At 37.7% G+C, this 22,569-nt stretch carries 20 protein-coding genes and 1 pseudogene; 5 read left to right on the top strand and 16 right to left on the bottom strand.

What is annotated here, in order from left to right; translation table 11 throughout:
• Positions 1-21 precede the first annotated feature (21 nt).
• Positions 22-969, top strand: a pseudogene (locus ABGT15_RS04180) (YifB family Mg chelatase-like AAA ATPase); the annotation flags it as partial.
• Positions 970-1,064: 95 nt separating this feature from the next.
• Here ABGT15_RS04180 and ypfJ read toward each other — a convergent pair.
• The 5 genes from ypfJ to panB are packed head-to-tail and all read right to left on the bottom strand — an operon-like array spanning position 1,065 to position 5,678.
• The gene (ypfJ, locus tag ABGT15_RS04175; protein ID WP_367230158.1) at positions 1,065-1,919 is read right to left on the bottom strand and encodes a KPN_02809 family neutral zinc metallopeptidase; all 855 of its coding nucleotides are present in this window, start codon (positions 1,917-1,919) and stop codon (positions 1,065-1,067) included.
• A 20-nt stretch (positions 1,920-1,939) separates the two neighbouring features.
• Positions 1,940-2,728: a hypothetical protein gene (locus tag ABGT15_RS04170; protein WP_367230157.1), complete on the bottom strand. Its 789-nt coding sequence runs from the start codon at positions 2,726-2,728 to the stop codon at positions 1,940-1,942.
• 22 nt (positions 2,729-2,750) lie between these two features.
• Entirely contained in the window at positions 2,751-4,124 is a 1,374-nt protein-coding gene (locus tag ABGT15_RS04165) for a DUF5723 family protein (RefSeq protein WP_367230156.1), read from the bottom strand.
• A gap of 40 nt (positions 4,125-4,164) precedes the next feature.
• Positions 4,165-4,860: an RluA family pseudouridine synthase gene (locus ABGT15_RS04160; protein ID WP_367230155.1), complete on the bottom strand. Its 696-nt coding sequence runs from the start codon at positions 4,858-4,860 to the stop codon at positions 4,165-4,167.
• Positions 4,860-5,678 carry a 3-methyl-2-oxobutanoate hydroxymethyltransferase gene (gene panB / locus ABGT15_RS04155; RefSeq protein WP_367230154.1) on the bottom strand — a complete coding sequence of 273 codons (819 nt, stop codon included), beginning with the start codon at positions 5,676-5,678 and terminating at the stop codon, positions 4,860-4,862. The genes ABGT15_RS04160 and panB overlap by 1 nt, the downstream gene beginning before the upstream one ends.
• A gap of 96 nt (positions 5,679-5,774) precedes the next feature.
• Between panB and ABGT15_RS04150 the strand changes: the two genes are divergently transcribed.
• Positions 5,775-6,215, top strand: coding sequence for a nuclear transport factor 2 family protein (locus ABGT15_RS04150; RefSeq protein WP_367230153.1), 441 nt, complete (start codon positions 5,775-5,777; stop codon positions 6,213-6,215).
• Between the two features lie 11 nt (positions 6,216-6,226).
• On the opposite strand, the gene ABGT15_RS04145 is transcribed toward ABGT15_RS04150, so the two are convergent.
• From ABGT15_RS04145 to ABGT15_RS04100, 10 genes are all read right to left on the bottom strand, one after another.
• Positions 6,227-7,945 carry an ATP-binding protein gene (locus ABGT15_RS04145; RefSeq protein ID WP_367230152.1) on the bottom strand — a complete coding sequence of 573 codons (1,719 nt, stop codon included), beginning with the start codon at positions 7,943-7,945 and terminating at the stop codon, positions 6,227-6,229.
• A gap of 3 nt (positions 7,946-7,948) precedes the next feature.
• On the bottom strand, positions 7,949-9,076 hold the full coding sequence (locus ABGT15_RS04140; protein ID WP_367230151.1) for a sensor protein KdpD: 1,128 nt from the start codon (positions 9,074-9,076) through the stop codon (positions 7,949-7,951).
• A 20-nt stretch (positions 9,077-9,096) separates the two neighbouring features.
• The gene (locus ABGT15_RS04135) at positions 9,097-10,185 is read right to left on the bottom strand and encodes a porin (protein ID WP_367230150.1); all 1,089 of its coding nucleotides are present in this window, start codon (positions 10,183-10,185) and stop codon (positions 9,097-9,099) included.
• 1 nt (position 10,186) lies between these two features.
• A complete protein-coding gene (locus ABGT15_RS04130; RefSeq protein ID WP_367230149.1) occupies positions 10,187-10,747 on the bottom strand; it encodes a K(+)-transporting ATPase subunit C in 561 nt (186 codons plus the stop codon).
• Between the two features lie 15 nt (positions 10,748-10,762).
• The gene (gene kdpB, locus ABGT15_RS04125) at positions 10,763-12,808 is read right to left on the bottom strand and encodes a potassium-transporting ATPase subunit KdpB (protein WP_367230148.1); all 2,046 of its coding nucleotides are present in this window, start codon (positions 12,806-12,808) and stop codon (positions 10,763-10,765) included.
• 7 nt (positions 12,809-12,815) lie between these two features.
• Positions 12,816-14,504, bottom strand: a complete 1,689-nt coding sequence (gene kdpA, locus ABGT15_RS04120) for a potassium-transporting ATPase subunit KdpA (RefSeq protein ID WP_367230147.1) — start codon at positions 14,502-14,504, stop codon at positions 12,816-12,818.
• Between the two features lie 2 nt (positions 14,505-14,506).
• On the bottom strand, positions 14,507-14,584 hold the full coding sequence (locus ABGT15_RS04115) for a potassium-transporting ATPase subunit F (protein WP_367230461.1): 78 nt from the start codon (positions 14,582-14,584) through the stop codon (positions 14,507-14,509).
• An 83-nt stretch (positions 14,585-14,667) separates the two neighbouring features.
• On the bottom strand, positions 14,668-14,949 hold the full coding sequence (locus ABGT15_RS04110) for a DUF7674 family protein (protein WP_367230146.1): 282 nt from the start codon (positions 14,947-14,949) through the stop codon (positions 14,668-14,670).
• Between the two features lie 163 nt (positions 14,950-15,112).
• The gene (locus ABGT15_RS04105) at positions 15,113-16,468 is read right to left on the bottom strand and encodes a sigma-54-dependent transcriptional regulator (protein WP_367230145.1); all 1,356 of its coding nucleotides are present in this window, start codon (positions 16,466-16,468) and stop codon (positions 15,113-15,115) included.
• An 18-nt stretch (positions 16,469-16,486) separates the two neighbouring features.
• On the bottom strand, positions 16,487-17,908 hold the full coding sequence (locus tag ABGT15_RS04100; RefSeq protein ID WP_367230144.1) for an L-serine ammonia-lyase: 1,422 nt from the start codon (positions 17,906-17,908) through the stop codon (positions 16,487-16,489).
• 139 nt (positions 17,909-18,047) lie between these two features.
• Here ABGT15_RS04100 and ABGT15_RS04095 point away from each other — a divergent pair, with 139 nt between their 5' ends.
• From ABGT15_RS04095 to ABGT15_RS04085, 3 genes are all read left to right on the top strand, one after another.
• Positions 18,048-19,307, top strand: a complete 1,260-nt coding sequence (locus ABGT15_RS04095) for a TPR end-of-group domain-containing protein (RefSeq protein ID WP_367230143.1) — start codon at positions 18,048-18,050, stop codon at positions 19,305-19,307.
• A gap of 166 nt (positions 19,308-19,473) precedes the next feature.
• The gene (gene dnaK, locus ABGT15_RS04090) at positions 19,474-21,360 is read left to right on the top strand and encodes a molecular chaperone DnaK (RefSeq protein ID WP_367230142.1); all 1,887 of its coding nucleotides are present in this window, start codon (positions 19,474-19,476) and stop codon (positions 21,358-21,360) included.
• 154 nt (positions 21,361-21,514) lie between these two features.
• On the top strand, positions 21,515-22,120 hold the full coding sequence (locus ABGT15_RS04085; RefSeq protein ID WP_367230141.1) for a hypothetical protein: 606 nt from the start codon (positions 21,515-21,517) through the stop codon (positions 22,118-22,120).
• A 78-nt stretch (positions 22,121-22,198) separates the two neighbouring features.
• Here the strand turns inward: ABGT15_RS04085 and ABGT15_RS04080 are convergent, their stop codons facing one another.
• Positions 22,199-22,528, bottom strand: coding sequence for a HopJ type III effector protein (locus ABGT15_RS04080; RefSeq protein ID WP_367230140.1), 330 nt, complete (start codon positions 22,526-22,528; stop codon positions 22,199-22,201).
• Positions 22,529-22,569: the final 41 nt, after the last annotated feature.

Here is a 22,569-nt window from a genome sequence, read left to right as displayed (position 1 = left end):
TAGATTGATTACTCTACTGTCGTAAGAGGGCAGGAGTCTATTAAAAGATGTATGGAAATCGCTGCGGCAGGTGGTCATAATATTATTTTAATCGGGCCGCCAGGAGCCGGAAAGACAATGTTAGCGAAACGTATGCCCAGTATTTTGCCGCCCATGACTTTGAAAGAAGCGTTAGAAACCACAAAAATTCACAGTGTGGCAGGTAAGGTGAAAGATGTTGGTTTGATGAATCAGCGTCCTTTTAGAAGTCCTCATCATAATGCATCAGCAGCTGCACTGGTTGGTGGAGGGAGTTACCCGCAGCCCGGAGAAATCTCATTAGCACACAACGGCGTTTTATTTTTAGACGAATTACCGGAATTTAAAAGAGATGTTCTAGAAGTAATGCGACAACCTCTTGAAGATAGAGAAGTAACTATTTCACGTTCTAAGTTTACCATTACTTATCCGTCGTCTTTTATGTTAGTAGCAAGTATGAACCCGAGTCCCGGGGGGTATTTCAATGATCCTGATGCACCGGTAAGTTCGTCACCAACAGAAATGCAGCGTTATCTCAGCAAAATTTCAGGGCCGCTTTTAGATCGAATTGATATTCATATTGAAGTAACACCAGTTCCTTTTGAAAAACTTTCGGATAAGAAAAATGGTGAAAGCAGTATCGAAATCCGAAAGCGTGTTATTAAAGCACGAGAAGTTCAGTCCAAACGATTTGAAAGCTTTGAAAACCTTCATTATAACGCACAAATGAGTACAAAACACATACGAGAACATTGTGCTTTGGATGATGTTTCACTTCAATTATTAAAAACAGCTATGGAGCGCTTGAATTTATCGGCAAGAGCCTACGACAGAATTTTGAAGGTTTCCCGAACCATTGCAGATTTGGATGGAAGCAATAGTGTAAATTCCAGCCATATTTCGGAAGCTATTCAATATAGAAGCTTAGATAGGGACGGCTGGTTGGGTTGATTTCAGAAAACAGCAATCAGTAGTCAGTGTGAGCAAAAAGTGTTTTTAAATAAAAAGCGAGTAAAACTCGCTTTTTTATTCTAAAAATCTAAAACTTAATTTAATTCTTCTGCAAAGGTATCACCAAGTTTAATATCGCCTGATTTGAATCCTCGAGTAAACCATTTTATACGTTGTTCGGAGGTGCCATGAGTGAACGATTCAGGAACTACATGTCCCTGCATTTTACTTTGAATGGCATCGTCTCCAACGGCATGCGCAGCACTTAAGGCTTCATCAATATCACCTTCTTCGATATATTTTTTATTGTAATGTGACCAAAGACCGGCATAAAAATCTGCTTGTAATTCTAAGCAAACCGAAAGTTCATTGGCTTCGGCATCGCTTTTACCAGCCTGTAACTGACGGACTTTTCCTGAGGTTCCCAATAATGTCTGTACGTGATGACCAACTTCGTGTGCAATCACATATGCAATGGCAAAGTCACCGCCTTTTGCTCCAAAACGAGTACGCAATTCTTCAAAAAAGTCTAAATCCATATACACTTTCTTGTCACCCGGGCAATAGAAAGGCCCTGATGCTGAAGTAGCGCCACCGCAAGCAGTTTGTACCTGACCTGTGAATAAAACCATCTTTGGTTCTTCATAAGTCATGCCGTTTTCCTGAAATATCTTATGCCAAATATCTTCCGTATCCGCAAAAACAGTGGAAGCAAAATCACCCAGTTCTTTTTGTTCCGGAGTAAGTTCAACTTGTTCTGTTGGGGCTCCTTGCTGATTTTGTTGCATTTGCTCTAAAACCGGTGTCAGCATTTTTGCATTTTCGCCCCCAAAGAGATTTAATAATAAAACAATAATGCCGATTAAACCTCCACCCACAGCAATCTGACCTCCTGAGATTCCTCTGCGGTCTTCAACATTGTCACTTTTTCTTCTACCTTGCCATTTCATAGATACTGGGTTTTATGTTTTTAAATTTCTGTAGAAATTCCTATTTCGTCAATTTCATTTTTTTCTTCAACCCCAACTGCATTTTTAAATAAAATATATTGTGTTGAGTAAATAATTGGTAATGTGAAGAATATACCAATACATAAAGCAATTATTCCAACCATGGCGATAATGGCACTTACGATTAGTGCTACTAAAATTACAAAAGGTTGTTTGAATACCAAGGCAAAACTGTTGGAAATAGCAGTTGTTGAATTATGATTTTGAAAAATGATTAATGGAATCGCAAAAACTGCAAAAAAAGAAACAATATAGGTTGCCAGTGTTCCTAAGAAATCCCAATGCATAAATTGAAGCGTTGTCGCTAAAATATTGGTAATGAAACCTAATAAAAGACCTGTTAAGAATAATTCTTTGAAATATTCAGATTTATAATGATCAAAAGCAGTACCTATATTGATTTCTCTACCAATTTCGGCCTCGTGCGCCATTTTAATGATTCCTGCTGTGAATGGATACATTATAGCTCCAACCAAAGAAGTTCCAATGATATAAAGGATAAGGCTTGTAGAGGAAAAATTGCTCACATGAAAACCGGCCATTTCAGATCCGAAGTTAGCGAATCCAACAAAAATCCCAATTGCTCCAAAACTTAATGCGATTAAAACAATAGAAGTTATTAATGTGGCAACACCTGCATTTACAGCAATTTTTTTAAAATTTTCAAAACTTTGGGAAATAACCTCACCTAAATCCAAGGAATAACCATTTTGTTTTAAGCTTTCAATTTTTTGATTAGAGTTTGACATAAAATAAAATTAGAAATTAAAATTAAATACCGAATCGGAAGCCCATATAAACATCGGCTTGTTTTGAATCGTTTAACGCAGCGGTCACAATCGATCCTGAACCTAAGAAGAAACCTCCAAGGCGAAAACCAAATCCTGTGGTAAAACCTGAAACTTCATTGCTGGAAACCGGCAAGTACAATTCATAATGCTTCCCACCAAAACGAGGTGTCAAGGTATAAATATTCTGAATTGTTGTAATATCGTTTTGGGTATCATCAGAGATTTTCTGTTGCATATAAGCCGAAACAGACCATTTGTTATAAATTTTGTAATCAACGTAAGCATTGATTACTGCAGGTAATTTTACTTTGAAATCGCCGTTTGAGGATTGTTTTGTTAGGTAGCCTTCGCTGGTTAGATAATTTTCAATCTGAACAATACTGTTCATTTCTTCAAAATCGGATAAATTTAAACCACCTATGCCAACAGCATCAGGAATGTTTAATGCATAATTTGATGAATTGTTATTATCGTCTTTAAACGTCATGCTTCCCATGTTTCTGAAGGATAGCCCTGCATTCAATTTATAACCGTCAACGGTGTAATCACCACCATCTGCAGATTCTTGCATTTTTTCTTTAAGTTGATAGTTGAAACCGAAGTCAACGCCAAAACCATTTAATCCGCCGGCAAATAATTTGCTGTAATTCGAACTGTCTTCATAGCTGTTGGCTAAAGAGCCGGAGTAGGAGAAGTTCATACTTGCCGTTGCATTATCCAAATAAATATCTCCATTCGTTGGGTCGGTTGTAATTTGTCCTTGTAATCTATCAACTCCCATATTCATGTAAGAACCCGGAAACAATAGTTTAAATGTTACGCCGCCACTTAATTTGTGATTTCCAATTTCAATAATGTTTCTTGCCGCCGATAGATTAATTTCTCCCCAAGAGGCTGCATTCATTCGTTGGTTATAATCGGAATTAATCTGAGACATTCCTAAGAATGAGTTGGTTACGGCATTCCCGAAATTCACATCTACATCAATGGCATTGGCTTTAATATTCCCTGCTGATGCCAATGCAAATACCCATTTTTTATATCTCATGGCTATTGATGGGCCCTGAAACAAAGCATCAAGTCGGGCAGAAGTAGGTTCGGATCCGGTGAAAATTTTATCCTCAAGATTAGTACCTTCCGTTAAATCACTAAAACCTACTTTGTTGTTTGACAAATTCAAGCTCATATTGAAAACATTTACGTCGAATTTTCCGTTTATGTTTGTAAGTTCAGCAGGATTTACGGATGCATTGAGTAATCCGCCACGTTTAGAAATATTAATTCCTGAAAAATGTTCTTGCGCAAAAGAACAAAAACTTATTAGTGAAAAACCAATGATCAATTGTTTCTTCATAAAAATGATTTAAGGATTAGTATTATAAATTAACGAAAAATCAGATAGATTTCCAAATTACATCATTTGGAACCGGTGCAATTATTTCTAAAATCTCTTTGGAAACAGGATGTGCTAAAATAAGTTTTCTGGCATGGAGATGAATCCCGCCGTCTGGATTACTTCGGTCGAAACCATACTTTAAATCGCCTTTTATCGGACAACCAATAGCAGAAAGCTGACTGCGAATTTGATGATGCCTTCCGGTATGCAGATTGATTTCCAGCGCATAATAATTGTCCAATTTCTTAATGATTTTATAATCTAAACTGGCTTTTTTACTCTCGGGAACTTCTTTGGTATGGGCTTTAGATGTGTTGTTTTTCGGATTGCGTTTCAGAAAATGAATCAAATTATCTTCTGTTTTAGGCGGTTGGTTTTTTACAACTGCCCAATACGTTTTCTGGGTTTCACGATTTTTGAACAAGTCATTTAGTCTTGTTAAAGCTTTTGATGTTCTAGCAAAAACAACAATTCCGGTAGTAGGTCGGTCAAGCCTATGCACAACGCCTAAAAAAACTTCTCCGGGTTTATTGTATTTCTGTTTGATGTATTCTTTAACCACATCTGAAAGAGGTTTATCACCGGTTTTATCACCCTGAACAATATCGCCCACACGTTTATTGACAACAATGATATGATTGTCTTCATGTAAAACCTGAAGGTTGTCTTTGGTAGAAACGATCTTTTCAGACATTAATACTGCTCGTTTGCATTAGGAAAATCAACAGCTTTTACATCGGTTACATATTGTCCGATAGCTTTGGACATATCTTCGTATAAGTTCATATAACGACGTAAAAAACGCGGGCTGAATTCATGAGTCATCCCAATCATGTCATGAAGTACCAAAACCTGTCCGTCAACACCGCTTCCGGCACCGATTCCAATAACTGGGATAGAAATACTTTCTGCTACTTTTTGGGCTAATGCTGCTGGAATTTTTTCTAAAACCAAAGCAAAACAACCTACTTTTTCCAGCATTTTGGCGTCTTCCAATAGTTTTTCAGCTTCTTCCTCTTCTTTTGCTCTTACAGTGTATGTTCCGAATTTGTAAATCGATTGCGGGGTTAAACCCAAGTGTCCCATTACTGGAATTCCCGCGTGTAATATCTTTTTGATACTTTCTTTAATTTCTTTACCACCTTCCAGTTTAACTGCGTGGCCACCGCTTTCTTTCATGATTCTGATGGAAGAACGAAGCGCCTCACGAGGATCGGACTGATAACTTCCAAAAGGTAAATCTACCACAACTAAAGCTCTTTCAGCAGCACGAACCACGGAAGATGCGTGATAAATCATCTGATCTAAAGTAATAGGTAAAGTAGTTTCATGTCCGGCCATTACATTACTGGCAGAATCGCCAACCAAAATTACATCCACACCGGCGCTGTCAACAATTTTTGCCATGGTGTAATCGTAAGCCGTTAACATAGAGATTTTCTCTCCGTTGGCTTTCATTTCAATTAATGATTTTGTGGTAATTCTTTTATAATCTTTTTTAGCTACAGACATGATTCTATAATTTATGAATTGTAAAATTACTACAATTTCAAGAACTGCGTAACATTATTCCCATAAATACTACTTATAATCATAAAACTTTTGGTTATGAAAAAAATATTTTTGATGTTAACTTTTTGCTTCTCAATGGTTTCCTTTGCTCAAAAGACAGAGGTAGAGCATGCTGTTAAAACTTTTTTTGAAGGATTTCATGCCAAAGACACTTTGAAAATAAAATCGGTATGTCATGAAGCTATGATTCTGCAATCAATTATTGAAGGACAGAAGGGCACTAAGCTTGTTGATGAAAAAACTTCAGAGTTCTATAAATCGTTTTCAACTTTTCCAAAAGAGATGAAATTTGAAGAGAAAATTTTAAGTTATAACATTCAGATTGACGGCAAAATGGCGCATGCCTGGACGCCTTACGAGTTTTACATCAACGGAAAATTAAGCCATTCCGGGGTAAATGCCTTTACTTTTTTTAAGGAAAATGACGTTTGGAAGATTATTCATCTTGTCGATACCAGACGGAAATCGGTTAAATAAATAGGGGAAAATTAGGTTATAAATGTGATTTGAAAACTGCTTCCTGAACCCAATTCGCTCTCTACGGAAATGGTTCCTCCTTCGGCTTCAATAAACTCTTTGCTGATGGCCAAACCAAGTCCCGTTCCTTCCTTGTCTGTTCCGGGAACTCTAAAGTACTTGTCGAAAATTTTATCTTTATATTGAGAGGAAATACCAAGACCGTTATCGATCACACGTACGGAAACTTTGTTCTCATTTTTTTTGGCTTCCACCCGAACTGAAGAATTTTCATAAGAATATCGGATGGCATTTGAAATTAAATTTGAAATCACCCAAGCCGTTTTTTCTTTGTCAACATTGATTTCAGGCAGATTATCTTCAATCTGCAATTCCAGTTTTATAGTGTTTTGCTCGGCCAGATTCTTGGTTGATTCTACGGCTTGCATAATAATAGGTCTGATTTCGCAGGATTCGATTTTCATTTTCGATTTTCCGGATTCTACCTGTGTAATGTTTAATAATTCTCCGGTGGTTTTTAGCAATCTGTCGGCATCATCGTAAATGCTGTGCACCAATTCTTTTTGCTCCGGATTTAGTTTACCGATTCCTTCATTTTCCAACAATTGCAAACTCATTTTCATAGATGCAATTGGCGTTTTAAATTCGTGGGAAACGGTGGCAATGAAATTAGTTTTAGCTTCGTCCAGCGTTTTATAAGCAGTAACATTTCTAAGAATAATAAATGAACCGATATGAATCTTTTCTTTTTCACCTGTAGGAATAATTCCGATGGGAACCAATTGTTTTTCGAAATAGCTTTCCTTTTTATCGGCATAGATTTTTAAAGTTTCAGGTTTTCGATCAGTCTGATTATCAACCAAATGCTGCAATAAGGAACGGATCAAATCGTTGGAAAGTGCTACTTCTTTAGCCGATTTTCCAATAACATCCGTTGCTTTTAAACCGGAAATTGCCAAAGCCTGTTCGTTGGCAAACAAGATGATGTTTTTATCGTCAAGACCTATTACTGGATCATGCATGTTGTTGATGAGCGTTTCAATCCGTTTTTTTTCCATCATGAGTTTAGCCAAATTACTGTCGTTGTATTCCTGTAATTTTTCAGCCATCGTGTTGAAGGATTTAGCCAAATCGCCAAATTCATTATGATCCTCAAAATGCACACGCTGATGGTAATTTTTAGCCGCAATCTGACGAATACTATCTGTTAAATTTTTTATTGGATTGGCGATATTGCTGGGTAAATTTATAAGAAGGGTAAAGGCGATGATAAAACAGGCTGCACCGGTTAACGATATCCAGAGTATGGCGCTTTGTGCCGTTTTGGAAGCAATGTCACTTTTCCGTTGAATGGCATCCATGTTAAGTTTCATGATATCATTTATATCGTTACGAATCTTAACGGCTAATGCAGTGCTAGCTTGCTTTTTATATTGTGCAACATCTTCGGTAAGATTTTGTGTAAATTCATCTTCGCCAATTTCCGTGATGTTCTGAGATTGTAATTTCAGAAAGCTGTCAAACCTTTGAAAGGGTTTGTCTTCACTTTCAATCTTTTCCAACTCTTTAAGCATATTTCGGGAATAGTCTAATGAATTGTAGTTAGCAACCAATATGTTTTCTGTATCGTTGGAAATTTTATGCACTTGACGAACTCCTAATCCTACCAACAGCACAATTAGGAAAAACAGCAATCCAACGCCAAGTGTAAGTTTTGTTTTAATTCTCATTTTTTAACTTAAAATGATTAAATCGATGTCACTCGAAGATAGTTTATTTAAAAGTTCCTTGAAAACATTCGTAGAGAGAATAATCTTCATTAGGTTCATTCGCGGTTTTCCGATGCAAACCGTTGTAATGTTTTTCTGCTCGGCAAGTTCTATTATGGCTTTGGCAATTTTTGTATGTTCGATCTTGATTACTTCGCCACCCAATTCCGTTGCCAGTTTAAAATTATTAATAAGATGGCGTTGTTTATCAAGTGGAATTTTATCGACACTTTCATTAGGCAATTGAACATATAAAACATACCATTTGCTATTATAGTAATTGGCTAACCTCGCAGTTTTACGAATTACTTTTTTAGCAGTTTTTTCATTACTGCTGATGCAGGCTAAAAACTTTTCGTGACGAATCGCTTTGTTTTTAGGTACTTCTATTTCCACTTTTCGCTCCACCTGACTTGCCACTTCTTTTAAAGCTAGTTCCCGCAATTGCAAAATATGTTCGCTTTTGAAGAAATTTTTCAAGGCAGTTTCTATTTTTTCAGCCTGATAAATTTTACCTTCTTTTAAACGGGTTATGAGTTCATCAGCTGTTAAATCAATGTTTACCACTTCATCGGCTTGTGCCAAAACGATATCAGGAATTCGCTCTTTAACCTCAACATTCGTAATGCTTTTTACTTCCTCATTTAAACTCTCAATGTGCTGAATATTTACGGCACTAATCACATTTATACCGGCTTCGAGAATTTCCATGACATCCTGCCAACGCTTCTCATTTTTACTGCCTTCGATGTTGGTGTGCGCTAATTCATCGACAATGACCACTTCAGGACGAAGATTGATAATCGCCTGAACGTCCATTTCCTCCAATTCTTTGCCTTTGTAGAAAAGCTTTCTGCGGGGAATTACCGGCAAACCTTCCAGTAAATCGTGCGTTTCTTTACGGTTATGGGTTTCGATAAAGCCAATTTTGATATCAATACCGTTTTTTAACAGCGAATGCGCTTCCTGAAGCATACGGAAACTTTTGCCTACACCGGCACTCATACCGATGTAGACTTTAAATTTCCCTTTGCGTGATTTTTTTATTAAATCGAGAAAGTGTTGCACGTTATCTTCTCTGTTGCTTTCCAAAATACGCTTTTTTAGTTGTGTTAAAATGAAATAGCTAAAGCAGTTACTGCAACGAAGTTCTGATCTGATGGATTTCCATTTTTACTGAATACTTCGTCTTTGCTGCTTAAGTTTCTGGCTTCAACACGCCAAACCACATTATCGTAAATATTGTAGTCTAAATTTACGGAATATCCAAAAGTTTGAAAACCGTTTGGCGTTGCTGTTGCAATAATTACCCCGTTTTTATCAGAATAATACTCACCACGAGCAGCGATATTTATTTTGTCGGTAGCTTTATATTTCGCAATTAAAACCGGGGAATACCAACAATTGTAACTTTCGCTTCCTTTTGATTTTTGTTCAGCTCCGATATCAAAACCAGCAATTATCCCCCATCGCTCATTAAACTGAAACTGACCGTAAAGGTTGTGGAAGTAACGCATTTGTTTCGATTCGTTCGGCTTATCGTTTCCAATGAAAGAACTGCTGTTTAACGTAACTTTTGCGTTCGGTTTGTACGTTAACTGATGTCCGAAGGCTAAGGTTTTGTTGCCTTCCACACGCTGAATACGCTGCCAGCCATTTAAAACCAATCCGCTTACAAACCATTTTCCGCTATCGGAAGTGTAGGATAGTTTGGCACCGCTTTCATAATAAGGCGAATTATCAGCTAACATGCTTCGGGTAAGCGTCCAACAACTTGGGGCATGGGCGCTTTCAAAACCAATGTGCGATGCGAAAACTCCGGCGTCTACCCAAAGATTTTTACTTTTAGAAAGTTTCACACCTACATTAGCTTCGTAGATATTTTTCAAAACACCTTCTTCGGCCGCTAAATTGGCATTACTGTAACTTCCGGTCATTAGTGCCAAATTTGCTCTTACATTATCTTTTTCATAAGCGACTTTAATAAAGGCTAAATTTATAGCAACTTCGTTATGACGGTTATGTGAGTAGATAAAACTTGGACGTGTGTTATTTTCCGGTTCTCCGAAATCATAAGCATAATAGGTTTCAATAAAACCGCTAATTTTTAATGGATTTACAGTTTTTGTACTGTCGGTTTGTGCCTGTAAACTTAATGATACTAAGGCAGTTGTTATAATTGTTGATATTTTCGTGTTCATTTTATTTAAGCTTCTCTAAGGCAATATTTAATTTAAGGACATTTATTTTATCCGGACCGAAAAGACCTAATAGCGGTTTCTCCGTATTTTCAGTGATTAAATGTACCAATTTTTGTTCGTCTATCTTTCTGATTTTTGCAATTCGTTTTAGCTGAACTTTTGCGGCTTGTACTGAAATGTTAGGATCTAAACCACTTCCGCTTGCAGTTACTAAATCGGCCGGAATTTCACTTTTCTTAATTTCAGGATTTTGAAGTAAGAAGGTATCGATTCTTTTTTGTACTTCGGCTAAATATTCCGGATTGCTTGGTCCTTTGTTGCTTCCGCCCGAACCGGCTGCGTTATAAGCGACTGCCGATGGACGCGAGTTAAAATATTTGGCCTCTGTAAAAGATTGACCAATGTTTACATATTGTTTTTTACCGTTTACTTCAACGATTTCCCCTTTCCCTTTGTTGGGAGTGATTTGAGCAACACCCAATATAAAGAGCGTGTATATTCCTGAGAAAAAGACCAAACAAATAGCGGTCAATTTTATTCCAGTTATGATATGTTTTTTCATTTTTAAAAATTTTGATTACATGAATAAAGCGACTATGATATCAATGGCTTTAATTCCGATAAAAGGAACGATGATACCGCCCAGTCCGTACCACAATAAGTTTCTTCTCAATAAGGCCGAAGCTCCAATGGGTTTGTAAGTAACACCTTTTAAAGCCAAAGGAATCAAAAACGGAATAACAATTGCGTTAAAAATTACGGCAGATAAAATAGCACTCTCAGGGCTGTGTAACTGCATGATATTCAATCCTTGTAATGAAGGAATGGCTGCAATAAACAGCGCCGGAATGATGGCAAAATATTTCGCTACGTCATTGGCAATACTGAAGGTAGTCAATGTTCCTCTGGTCATTAACAACTGTTTCCCGATTTCGACAATTTCAATCAGTTTGGTTGGATCGTTGTCTAGATCTACCATGTTACCGGCTTCTTTGGCTGCTTGTGTTCCGCTGTTCATCGCAACACCTACATCTGCTTGGGCTAAAGCCGGAGCATCATTGGTACCGTCACCCATCATGGCCACTAGTTTACCTTGAAGCTGCTCATTTTTGATGTAATTCATTTTATCTTCCGGTTTGGCTTCAGCGATAAAATCGTCTACACCGGCTTTTTCAGCAATGAATTTTGCGGTTAACGGATTATCTCCGGTTACCATTACCGTTTTTACACCCATTTTGCGTAAACGCTCGAAACGTTCCTGAATGCCGGGTTTAATGATATCCTGCAATTCAATTACGCCTAACACTTTTTCATTAACGGATACCACCAAAGGGGTACCGCCGTTTTTAGAAATGGCCATTACGCTTTCTGTGGTATCTTTCGGGAAATTGTTTCCGGCGTCTTCCACTATTTTTTTAATGGAATCATAGGCTCCTTTTCGGATTCTGGTTCCGTCTGGCAAATTAACGCCGCTGCATCTTGTTTCTGCGGTGAACTTAATGAGTGTTGCGCCTTGAATAGATAGTTTTTCTTTGATGCGTTCTCCGGCTAATTCGACAATTGATTTTCCTTCCGGGGTTTCATCTGCCAAAGAAGATAGCATACAATTTTTTATAAAGTCGTCTTGCTGAACATTTGCGGTCGCGTAAAACTCGGTGGCTTTTCGGTTTCCGATGGTGATGGTTCCGGTTTTATCTAACAACAATACATCAATATCTCCGGCAGTTTCTACCGCTTTACCTGATTTTGTAATAACATTGGCCCGTAAAGCTCTGTCCATTCCCGCGATACCAATGGCTGATAAAAGTCCGCCAATGGTTGTCGGAATCAAACAAACGAATAGCGAAATAAACGCTGCAATTGTGATGGGTATGTTAGCATAATCCGCAAAAGGTTTTAAGGTTACACAGACAATGATGAAAACCAAGGTGAATCCGGCCAAAAGTATGGTCAGCGCAATTTCATTGGGTGTTTTTTGTCGTGAGGCTCCTTCAACCAAGGCAATCATTTTATCCAAGAAACTTTCGCCCGGTTCGGTAGTGACTTGTACTTTAATTTTATCGGACAATACTTTTGTTCCTCCGGTAACCGAACTTTTATCGCCTCCGGCTTCGCGAATAACTGGAGCACTTTCTCCGGTAATGGCGCTTTCATCTATGGTAGCCAAACCTTCAATAATTTCACCGTCTGTTGGGATAATGTCACCTGCTTCGCACATGAAAAAATTTCCTTTTTTAAGGCTTGATGAAGAAACAACGACGATTTCATTCACATACAATTCACCTACTTGTTCTATTTTTTTTGCAGGTGTTTCTTCACGGGTTTTTCTTAAACTGTCTGCTTGGGCTTTCCCACGTGCTTCGGCTATTGCTTCGGCAAAATTGGCAAATAAAAGCGTAAACAGAAGAATTAGAAAAATCGCGAAATTGTAGGCAAAACTACCTTGTGACTGTTCCCCGGATAAAATCCAAAGGCAAACACAAAACATTACTGCTGTACCGATTTCTACGGTAAACATGATTGGGTTTCTGAAAAGTGTGACAGGATTCAACTTTAAAAAAGATTGTTTTAAAGCTTCCAGCACCAACTCTTTCTGAAATAATGATTTATTTTTAGTTTTCATTATAGTTTTATTTCATTGAAAAATATTCAGCAATAGGGCCTAAAGACAAAGCAGGAAAGAAAGACAATGCTGCGATGATAGCGATGACAGAGAAAATCATCAGTCCAAAAGTGGCAGTATCGGTTTTTAAGGTTCCGGCACTTTCCGGGATGTGTTTTTTATTGGCCAAAATACCTGCAATGGCAATCGGGCCTATAATCGGTAAGAATCTTGATAAAATCAGTACGATTCCCGTTGTAATATTCCACCACGGATTATTGTCTCCAAGACCTTCAAATCCGCTACCATTATTGGCCGAAGATGAAGTAAACTCATACAATATTTCACTAAAACCATGAAATCCAGGATTGTTTAAAGTACTGGCTCCTTGCTCCGGAAATGCTGTTGAAAGTGCAGTTCCAACTAAAATCAGTAAAGTATGTAATAAAGCAACAATCATGGCGATTTTCATTTCCCTGGCTTCGATCTTCTTACCTAAAAATTCAGGTGTTCGTCCTACCATCAATCCACTGATAAATACCGCAAGGATGATGAAGATGTAGAAATTTAATATCCCAACACCACATCCGCCATAAAAACAGTTTACCATCATAGCCAGCAACTGATTCATTCCCGAAAGCGGCATAGCACTGTCATGCATGGAATTCACGGAACCTGTTGAAATAACGGTTGTTGCAATGCTCCAATATCCAGAAGCAGCTGCTCCAAAACGAACTTCTTTTCCTTCGGTGGCTCCGTTGGAAGTGTCAATTCCCATTTGAGTAATCGCCGGGTTTCCGTTCATTTCTGTCATTACTGTCGGAACGGTTAAAGCCAGGAAACCAATGGTCATCACACTGAAAATCATCCAAGAAAATTTACGACGGTTCAAATAAAAGCCAAGGGCAAAAATCATGGCAAACGGAATTAACATCTGTGCCACCATTTCGACCATGTTGGTAAAATAGTTGGGGTTTTCAAAAGGGTGTGCTGAGTTGACTCCGAAAAAGCCGCCTCCATTGGTTCCTACGTGTTTAATCGCTGTAAAAGCTGCCACCGGACCTTGAGAGACCTGAACTGTATCGCCTTGAAGCGTTGTCATTGTTTCTTTTCCTTCAAAAGTCATCGGCGTACCATTACACAACAAAATAACTGCTACGACTACTGAAACAGGCAACAAAATACGAGTGCATGATTTTATAAAATAGTTGTAGAAATTACCCAGTTTGTCGGTAGTTCTTTCTTTTAAAGCGTTAAACAATACGGCTGCGGCTGCCAATCCGATACCGGCAGAAACGAACTGCAAGAACATTAAAAATAATTGGCCTAAATAACTCAAACTGGTTTCTCCGGAGTAATGTTGCAGGTTGCAATTGACAAGGAAAGAAATAGCGGTGTTAAAAGCCAAATCGGCAGTCATGTTCGGGTTGTTGTCCGGATTAAGCGGAAGCCATCCCTGACACATTAAAACGACCACTCCCAGTAGGAACCAAATCATGTTTAACGTAAGTAAAATGATCATGTGTTGCTTCCAGTTCATCTCTTTAGAAGCATCAATGCCGCTAACTTTATAAAATAGTTTTTCTATCGGATTGAAAACAGGATCTAAAAATGTTTTTTGTCCCGAATATACTTTTGCAATGTATTTTCCCAACGGAATGGATAATCCCAAGGTAATGAGAAACATCGCAATAATTCCTAAAATTTCTGTGTTCATGATTAAAATTTCTCAGGTTTTACCAGCACATAACAGATGTATGTAAACACTGCTACGGCAATTATAAATAAGGCTATCATCTCTTAAATTTTTTCAAAATAATTAACCGATGCGTAAAGGAGTGCAAAGCAGAGCAATCCGACTCCCGATAAAACTATTGTCATCATACCCCTGAAGTATTAATTTGTTTTACATATTCCTTGTGAAGTTCGATTGGCAATAACTGTTTCATTGCAAAATGATTCAGTTCCAGATAATGTGATACCGAGTATAGGTACACATTTGAAATGGCATTTTTAACTTCAGAGTTTCCCTTTTGAAAAACGTCATTGGCTAATTCCAAACATCTTTTGGCACGAACCATTTTCCCCAGTTTTAAACTGTTAATGGTTACTTCGGCGAAGCGTTCCATTTTTTTAATCAGGGTAGTATTTACTTGTTTCATAAAAAATTGAATTTATTTTTCTGACTTATGCCAAAAAACAAGCCTAAATTCTGTAAACAAGTCTAATTGATTGATATTGTTGTGTTTATTGCTATTTCAAAATTCCAAGCAACAAAAAACCCTATCAAAACGATAGGGTTACTACTTTCAAAACGATAGGATTTTAACCGATTTTGTATTCTTCCAGTTTTCGGTATAAGGTGGTTAAGGCAATGCCAAGCAATCTTGCCGTTTCGGTTTTATTGCCGTTAGTGTAATTCAGTACTTTTTGAATGTGCAGTTTTTCTGCCGAAGCCAAAGAGAAAGCCGATAACGTTTTGCTTTGAGTTGCCTCATCATTATTCACTCGAAGTTGCTGAATTTCAAAGGGAAGGCTATCTGGCTGAAGCATATCTTCAGTTTCTAAAATAACACTTCGCTCCATTATATTTTTTAGTTCACGGATATTTCCGGTCCAAATATGCAGTTTTAGTAAATGAAGAAAATCAGTTGAAAAACCTTTAATTTTTTTATTGGTTTTTAAGGAAAACGTAGTTAAAAAGTGTTTGGCAAGTATCTCAATATCAGCAACTCGCTCACGTAATGCCGGCAATTGAATTTGAAAAACCGACAAACGATAATACAAATCCTGTCGAAAGTGACCTGCTTCAATTTCTTTAATTAAGTCGCGGTGGGTTGCCGTAATAATGCGTACATCCACTTTGGTTACTTTACTTTCGCCAACTTTAATGAACTCGCCATTTTCAATCACGCGCAATAGTTTTGCCTGCAAATCGAGTGGCATTTCACCAACTTCATCCATGAAAATCGTTCCGTGATTGGCTTCTTCAAATAAGCCTTTTTTGTCTTTAGTGGCTCCGGTGAAGGCTCCGGCAGTATGACCAAACATTTCACTTTCCAGTAAATCATGACTAAATGCCGAACAATTGATGGCCACAAAATTTTTGTTTTTTCTGGTACTGGATTGATGAATGGCCTGGGCAAAAACTTCTTTCCCGGTTCCGGTTTCGCCTGTGAGCAGCACTGTGGTATCGGTTACAGCCACTTTTTTAGCCAATTCGATTGCCTGTTGCAGTGTTTTGGAAGTTCCTATAATTCCGTCAAAAGAAAATTTAGTATCGAGTTGGGCTTCCAATTGTGCAACTCTTTGAGTAAGATTGACTTTCTCTATTGCTCGATGCAGTAACGGGATGATTTTATTGTTATCATCACCTTTAACGATATAATCAAATGCTCCGTTTTTGATCGCCTGGACGCCATCTGGAATGTTCCCGTAAGCTGTTAAAAGTATAACTTCCGTAGCTGGAAATTTTTCTTTCATAATAGCGGTGAAATCAACACCGTTTCCATCGGGGAGTTTGACGTCACAAAGCACCACATCGATTGCGTTTTGTTCTAATTTTTTTAAACCCGATTTACAATCTCCGGCTTCAATAACTTCAAAACCTTCCAAATGTATGATTCGGGCAATCAGTCCACGAAGTTTTTCTTCGTCGTCTATGATGAGTACTTTTTTCAATGGAAATAAAAAATTAGATTAACAATCTGCCAAGTTAACAGCAATTGCCAAACCTCCTTCAGAAGTTTCTTTGTATTTGTTGTTCATGTCTTTAGCCGTTTGCCACATGGTATCGACTACTTTGTCTAAAGGCACTTTTGCGTTTTTCGGATCGGTTTCCAAAGCTAATTCTGCTGCGTTGATGGCTTTAATAGCACCCATTGTATTTCGCTCAATACAAGGGATTTGTACCAAACCGCCAATTGGATCACACGTTAAGCCCAAATGATGCTCCATGGCAATTTCTGCCGCCATTAAAACTTGCTCCGGAGTTCCTCCCATTAGTTCGCATAAAGCTGCTGCTGCCATGGCTGAAGAGACGCCAATTTCTGCCTGACATCCACCCATTGCGGCTGAAATAGTAGCTCCTTTTTTAAAGATACTGCCCACTTCTCCGGCAACCATCAAAAATTGTTTGATATGATTTTCGTCGGCTTCGTGGTTTTCGATTACCATATAATACATTAAAACGGCAGGGATAACTCCGGCACTTCCGTTGGTTGGTGCGGTTACGACGCGACCTAAGGAAGCATTTACTTCGTTCACGGCCAAGGCAAAACAACTTACCCATTTTAAAATCTGACGGAATTTCACTTCGGTTTGACGGATAATCTGTAACCAGGAATGTGGATTGTCATAAGGCAACACACCAATCAGGTTTTTGTGCATGTCGTACGCGCGTCTTCTTACGTGTAATCCACCCGGAAGCGTGCCTTCGGTGTGACAGCCGATGTACATACATTCCAACATCGTATCCCAAATGCGCAACAATTCAGTATGAATGACTTCTTCGGAACGCATGGATTTTTCATTTTCATATACGATTTCCGAAATCTTCTTGTTTTCTTTCTGACAATACGCCAGCAATTCTTCGGCTTTATCGATAGGGAAAGGAAAAGCGTATTTGATTTCCTTGTTTTCTTTTGCGTTCTCGCGGTCTTCTTTTACCACAAATCCGCCGCCGATGGAGTAGAAGGTTGAACTGTATTCACTTGCATCGGTATAAACTGTAAAAGTCAAGCCGTTAGCATGGAAAGGCAGAAAGTTTTTGTTGAAGACAATATCTGTTTCTGCATCAAAAGGAATAATAATTTCATTCCCTAAGAAGATTTCTTTTTTGTTTTTGATCGCTGAAATAATCACATCGATGCTTTCTACAGGAATATACTCCGGATCAGCACCGCTTAAGCCTAACATAACCGCTAAATCTGTTGCATGCCCATGTCCAGTCAGCGAAAGTGATCCGTATAAATCAACTTTGATTCTGTTAATACTGTCGATTAAATTCTGTTCACGGATTTCAGCAAGGAATTGTTCGGCCGCTCTCCAAGGGCCAAGTGTGTGCGAACTCGAAGGCCCAACACCGATTTTAAGCATATCAAAAACGGAAATGCATTCCATAACTATAGTATTGATTTGGTTTGTTTAAGACAAAGATACTTGTATAATTTGAGAGTTCATAAACCTTTATGTTTTTTATAGTAACCATAAATTGTCCATTTGTTTCAAAACTGTATTTTTGAGTAATCAATCAAAAAAAATGAAAAATCAAATACTTATATTATTGGCTCTAATTGCAATTTCATTAACCTGCAATTCACAATCCCAGAGAGAATTATACAATCAAAGTACGGAAGCCTACAAAGCAAAAGATTACCCGCAATTTTTAAAACTTACGCAGCATTTGGACAGTATTCGTCCGTTGCATCCGACTTACACATATAATCTGTCAGTGGCCTATGCTTTGAACAACGATACCGGAAAAGCGGTTTCCGTTTTGAAAAAACTGGTCTTGATGAACAACAAAATCGATTTTGAAAAAGATGCGGATTTCGATAATATCAGACATTCTGCTGAATTTGATAAAACTCTAAAGTTGAAAGCCGTTTTAGATAAACCCATCATAAACTCTGAAAAAGTAATTTCCTTGTCTGAAAAAGATTTGCATCCGGAGAGTTTAATCTATCTGGAAAAACAAAAGATATGGCTGGCTTCGAGTATTCGTAAAAAGAAAATAGTTTCATTCGATTTGAAAACCGGGAAATGCTCAGATTGGTTTACAGAATCTAATTTTTCTGTATTCGCCATGAAAGCGGATAAAAATGAAAATTCCCTTTGGGTGACAACTGCGGCTATGCCTGAAATGTTAGGTTTTTCCAAAGAAATGGAAGGTAAATCAGAAATATTGAAGATTGATTTAAAAACACGTAAAATAAGTAAGCGTTATCCAATTGATGGTAATCATGTTTTTGGCGATTTGTTACTTGATGAAAAAGGTGACGTTTATGTTTCGGATAGTGGAGATGCTATCGTTTACAAGATCTCCAATGATACAGTGTCAGTTTGGTTGGATTTAAAATCGGAAGCTTTTAATCTGCAGGGAATTACATTTAATGATGATAAATCAAAACTTTTTGTAGCTGATTATCTGAAAGGTATTCTGGTGATTGAGGTAAAGAATCCACAAAATAGAAAATGGCTTGAATTTCCTAAAAATGCTACCCAAAAGGGAATCGACGGTTTGGTTTTTCATGATAATTCTCTTCTGGCTATTCATAACGGTGTGAAACCAATTCGGGTTATGCAATATCTTATGAATGAAAATCAGGATATTATAGAAGAGGTTAAAATTATTGATATTAATCAGCCTGAATTCGATGAACCGGCTTTAGCAACAGTAATAAAAGGAAAACTATATTTCTTTGCGAATTCGCCATGGAAAGCCTACAATAAGACTTTTGAACTTGATATGACAAAATTTGAAGCTCCGATTTTGTATCATTATGACATTCTGAAGTAAAGTAAAATGTCATCCTGTCAGTAATTTTAGTGTTCGTTTTAACAGAATCTGACATTTTTAATCATTTTTCTTCTTGGCACAATGATTGTCATTTGAGAAATCGTGTTAAAAACACTGCCAACTCGTAGAGGGGCAATTAAAACGAACAATAAAGGAGATTTATATTATGAGTAAAATTATTGGTATCGACTTAGGAACAACAAACTCTTGCGTTTCCGTAATGGAAGGTGGAGAACCGGTTGTAATTGCTAATGCCGAAGGAAAAAGAACAACACCATCTGTAATCGCATTTGTAGAAGGTGGCGAAATTAAAGTAGGAGACCCTGCAAAACGTCAGGCGGTAACCAATCCTACTAAGACTATTGCTTCCATCAAACGTTTTATGGGTAACAAATACACCGAAAGCGCTAAAGAAGCATCAACTGTAGCTTACAAAGTTGTTAAAGGAGACAACGACACGCCACGTGTTGACATCGACGGAAGACTTTACACGCCACAGGAATTGTCAGCTATGACACTTCAAAAAATGAAGAAAACAGCTGAAGATTATTTAGGAACAACCGTAACTGAAGCAGTTATCACCGTTCCGGCTTATTTTAACGATGCACAACGTCAGGCTACTAAAGAAGCTGGTGAAATTGCAGGTTTAAAAGTTAGAAGAATCATCAACGAACCAACTGCTGCTGCGTTAGCATATGGTTTGGATAAATTAGGACACGATCACAAAATTGCGGTTTACGATTTAGGAGGAGGTACTTTCGATATCTCGATCCTTGAATTAGGAGACGGCGTTTTCGAAGTATTGTCTACAAACGGAGATACTCACCTAGGAGGTGACGATTTCGATCAGGTAATCATCGATTGGTTAGCTAACGAATTCAACAGCGCTGAAGGTGTAGATTTAAGAAAAGACCCAATGGCTTTACAGCGTTTGAAAGAAGCTGCTGAAAAAGCGAAAATCGAATTGTCATCGTCAGCTCAAACAGAAATCAACTTGCCTTACGTTACGGCTACGGCTTCAGGACCAAAACACTTAGTTCAAACGTTAACTCGTGCAAAATTCGAGCAATTGGCGGATACTTTGGTAAAACGTTCTATGGATCCAGTTGCTAAAGCGTTGAAAGATGCAGGTTTATCAACATCCGATATCGATGAGGTAATTTTAGTTGGAGGTTCTACACGTATTCCTGTAATTCAGGAGCAAGTTGAGAAATTCTTCGGAAAAAAACCATCAAAAGGAGTAAATCCTGATGAGGTTGTAGCAATTGGTGCTGCAATTCAAGGTGGCGTTTTAACCGGAGACGTAAAAGACGTATTATTATTAGACGTTACACCACTTTCTTTAGGAATTGAAACTATGGGAAGCGTTATGACGAAATTAATCGATGCGAATACTACGATTCCAACTAAAAAATCACAAGTATTCTCTACTGCGGCAGACAATCAGCCATCTGTAGAAATCCACGTGTTGCAAGGGGAGCGTCCAATGGCGAACGACAACAAAACAATCGGTCGTTTCCACTTAGACGGAATTCCGCCAGCACCAAGAGGAGTACCTCAAATCGAAGTTATTTTCGACATCGACGCGAATGGTATCATCCATGTGACTGCGGTTGATAAAGGAACTGGTAAATCACACGATATTCGTATCGAGGCTTCTTCGGGATTAACTCAGGAAGAAATCGAAAGAATGCGTAAAGAAGCTGAAATCAATGCAGAAGCAGACAAATTGGCTAAAGAGAAAGTTGATAAATTGAACGAAGCAGACGGAATGATCTTCCAAACGGAAAAGCAATTGTCTGAATTCGGAGATAAATTATCAGAAGGAAACAAAGCGAACATTCAAGCAGCTTTAGACGAGTTGAAAGCAGCCTACGAAACGAAAGAAGTAGACACAATTCAACCGGCTTTAGACAAAATCAATGAGGCGTGGAAAAATGCTTCAGAAGAAATGTACAAAGCACAAGCGGAAGGTCAAACACACGAAGCGCAGCCACAAACGGATGCAAACGGTGACCAAACTCAGGATGTAGATTTTGAAGAGGTAAAATAATCTTCTTACATTATAAAGCAGAATAGGCTGTCCTTAATTGGGCAGCCTTTTTTGTTGTGGATAATTGTTGATAATATATTTGTTAAATATTTAAAGATTTGTTTTTTTGACGAATAATTTTGTATTTTTCGTTCCAAGAAACTTGTGAAAAATTATGAAAAAAACATTTCTACTGATTGTATTATCATTAATTACCTTAACAGGCTATAGCCAAAAGAAAAAGGGAAAAAGCAAAGCAAAAGCCGAAACAGGAGTATTAGCCAAAACAGATAATCTTACTGCCGAAAAAGTAAAAAATGAGGTTCATATTTATGTGACTGCTGACGGTAAAAAAGATTTACTTTTCTCAAAACCTGTAGATGCTAAAGGAGTATTGTCTGAAGTGAAAATAACAGGTTTTACAACTAAAGAAATCCCACTATATTATATTTCCTGGACAGAAAAAGGAACCAAAAAAACCGATTTAAAAACGGAAGATTATACCAGTGTTGTTTCCGAAATCTGGGATGTACCGACTAAAACTCAGTTAATTGGTAACGATCAAAGAACGACGCATATTATTGAGAAAGTATTTTTAGACCGATTAAAAAATGCTTCAGAAACGCAAGAGAAAATGCGTCGCGAAGGTTTTGAATTTTCATTGCTGTCTAACGGGGATTTTATCCTGAAAGACAAAAAAGGTGAAACAAAGTATACTTATAATACTACGGATAAAAAATATGTTACAGCAGCAGCTGGTGGCGGAAAGAAGAAAAAATAAGCTTTCAACATTTTAAACAAAACTCCTCAAAAGGTAATTACTTTCTGAGGAGTTTTGTTTTGTATAACTGTATGTAATTTATTGTAAAGCTTCACCATCGAAGATAATACCAAGCCATCCAAATTTCATAAAGTTACGAATGTTCTGATGATCTGATCCTTCTGGATTTTGCAATACATCAATTCGGTAGTAATCGCCGAATAATTGTAAAGTTTGTTCTGCTGATAAATTGTTCAGTTTTGCGAAGTAAAAGATTTTGCAGGAACCGTTATTCTGATTGGCTTCGTTTACATTATCACCATTAGTAAAACGGGTAGGAGTGAACGTGTATTTTGAGTCAATATATGCAATGACTTCGGAAAACGATAAAGTTTCAGGCTGGTTTTGAATTTTTTCAATTAAATCCATGAAAGATATTGATTTGATTTTTGACAACTATATGCATTTTA

The organism is Flavobacterium enshiense (genome assembly GCF_040750275.1).
Taxonomy (GTDB): domain Bacteria; phylum Bacteroidota; class Bacteroidia; order Flavobacteriales; family Flavobacteriaceae; genus Flavobacterium; species Flavobacterium enshiense_B.
The sequence above is the reverse complement of the archived record's forward strand: the minus strand, read 5'-3'. Positions and strand labels throughout refer to the sequence as shown.